Below are 2,127 nucleotides of genomic sequence, written 5' to 3' on the forward strand. Positions count from 1 at the left end.
GTGGGCGCACCCCTCGACGGGGCCGTAGCCGTAGGAGAGCTCGTGGCCCGCGGCCCGGGCCACCGTCAGCCGCCCGGTGACGAGCCGGCCCTGCTCGTCGGGGTCGTAGAGGAAGTTCCACGAGCCCTCAGAGCCCAGACTTCCAAAGGCTGAGGCTCCGAGCTATGCATCACTGGAGTCCACGAAAGCTGGCAGTAAGACAGTCTTCCTCGCCCATTCTGATAGTTTGTCAGGGCTGGGGAACTGAGTGGGCTGAGAGGGGCCAATGGTCGGATCGCACTCTGGCCAATAGCGGTGGAACCACCGCTCTTCGACTGAGTGAATGTTCCCCCAGCAACGGCGCACCAGGGTGACGACCCGGTCGCGTCGAGGCCCATCGTTGTCGAGGTGTCGACCCAGATAAGAGGCGCATAGTTCTGTATCGGTCGGGTCAAGGGTCACATGATCGCGGGACCTGCGTGCCAGCACCTGCTTCAAGCGATGAAACACAGCGTCCCATGCTCTGCTATCTCCAACGGCTGCTAAGCTTGCAATAGCGTACTCCTTCAGAACAGAATCCTTCGCCTCGAGTGCAGAGACCAGGTCGCCCGAGGCATCGCTTCCACAACGTTTGGCTAGGGCGAGCACAGCGGCGCACCGGATGTCCCTGCCTGCAGTACTATCCGACAGGATGAGCCTTAAGGCCGCCGGACCCCTCGCCCCTCTAGAGTCACCCAGAGCGGCAACCAAGACTGCCAAGTCACGAGAAGGGCCTGCCTCAATCCGGCGGACGATTTCCGCCTCGCCGACTTCCCCCTTCTGCACAGCCTCTCGGATGGCCTCTGACACGGTCTTGTAGTCCCGGCTCATCAGGCGTTCGGCTAGTGACGGCTCGGACCTAGTCATGGAGTGTTTCGTGAATGGTACGCATGCTTGAAGTGGTGAACAATCACTGATATTCCCTCAGCGGCAAGGGCATTGACAAGGGGCTGGGAGACGCTAACTTGCCCAAAGATGTCCGGATAGATATGCCATTCGACAGTCAGTCCGTGTACTCGTCGTAGATAGCCGTCCTTCTGAATCTCAGCTCTCTCTCGAACCGAGAAAAACGTACTTCGAGGCCTTGACTTCAAAACAGCTGCAGGAAAGAGGTAGACATCAACATCGCGTCTTCCGAAACGGGGTAGGAAACCGCATCCCATGAGTTCCGAACCCTCCTAGCCAAGTTAGGTTGAAGTATAGTTTCGCTCCAAAGTCTGGCCCGAAGAACGAAATGAGTACGGCGTCAGCTTTCGGATCGACATCAAACGTGTCGATACGCCGCTCACCCGTTAGGTCGAGTGAGTTGACCGGGTCCCCGCATGCGTAGTCGTACGCATTGCACGACCCGCCCTCCACGGGGTCGACGGAGAGGAAGCGGCCGAGGGAGGGGACGTAGGGGCGGGCGCCCATGTGGATGATGTCGAGGCCCCCGGCGGTGTCGGTGAGGCGCTGGTGAGAGCCGAGCCAGCCGTAGCCGGGGCCGGAGGGGCCGGGGCCTAGCGCCTGGCCGAAGGGGCTGTAGTGGCGGGTGGGGCCGACCTTGGCCCCGGTGGCGTCGGCGGTGGCCAGGACGTCGCCGTGCACGTTGGGGTAGGCCCAGCTCTCGCCCCCGGCCGTGCGGGTTACGACCACCCCCCCGGGCAGCGCCAGGTGGCGGGCGGTGACCTCCCCGGTGGCCCCGGCCACCACGGCGGGGCTGTCGCCGGGGCCGTCGTGGCCGTGGCGCACGGTGCCCGAGGCGTCGGTGCGGGCCACTATGCGCCCGGTGGCGTCGCGGGTGTAGGTGGCCACCTCGCCGGTGGTGGCGTCGGCGGTGGCCACGTGGCGGCCGGCCCCGTCCCAGGCCAGGGCGATGTCGGCGAGGGCGACCGTGTTGCCCCGGGCGTCGTAGGCCGGGGCCCAGCCGCCCGAGGACGACACCAGGCGGTCGGCCCGGTCGTAGCAGAAGGTGGTGGTGGCGCCGTTGGTCGGTGACGGCTGACAGGTTGGACGACCGGCCCGCCCCGGGGTGGGCGCACCCCTCGACGGGGCCGTAGCCGTAGGAGAGCTCGTGGCCCGCGGCCCGGGCCACCGTCAGCCGCCCGGTGACGAGCCGGCCCTGCTCGT

At 65.5% G+C, this 2,127-nt stretch carries 1 protein-coding gene; it reads right to left on the reverse strand.

Features of this window, described 5'->3' with window-relative positions; translation table 11 throughout:
• Positions 1-1,137 precede the first annotated feature (1,137 nt).
• Positions 1,138-1,941, reverse strand: a complete 804-nt coding sequence (locus AB1673_17585) for an RHS repeat-associated core domain-containing protein (GenBank protein MEW6155769.1) — start codon at positions 1,939-1,941, stop codon at positions 1,138-1,140.
• Between the last annotated feature and the right edge of the window lie 186 nt (positions 1,942-2,127).

The sequence above is a fragment of the Actinomycetota bacterium genome, from assembly GCA_040754375.1.
Taxonomy (GTDB): domain Bacteria; phylum Actinomycetota; class Acidimicrobiia; order Acidimicrobiales; family AC-14; genus JBFMCT01.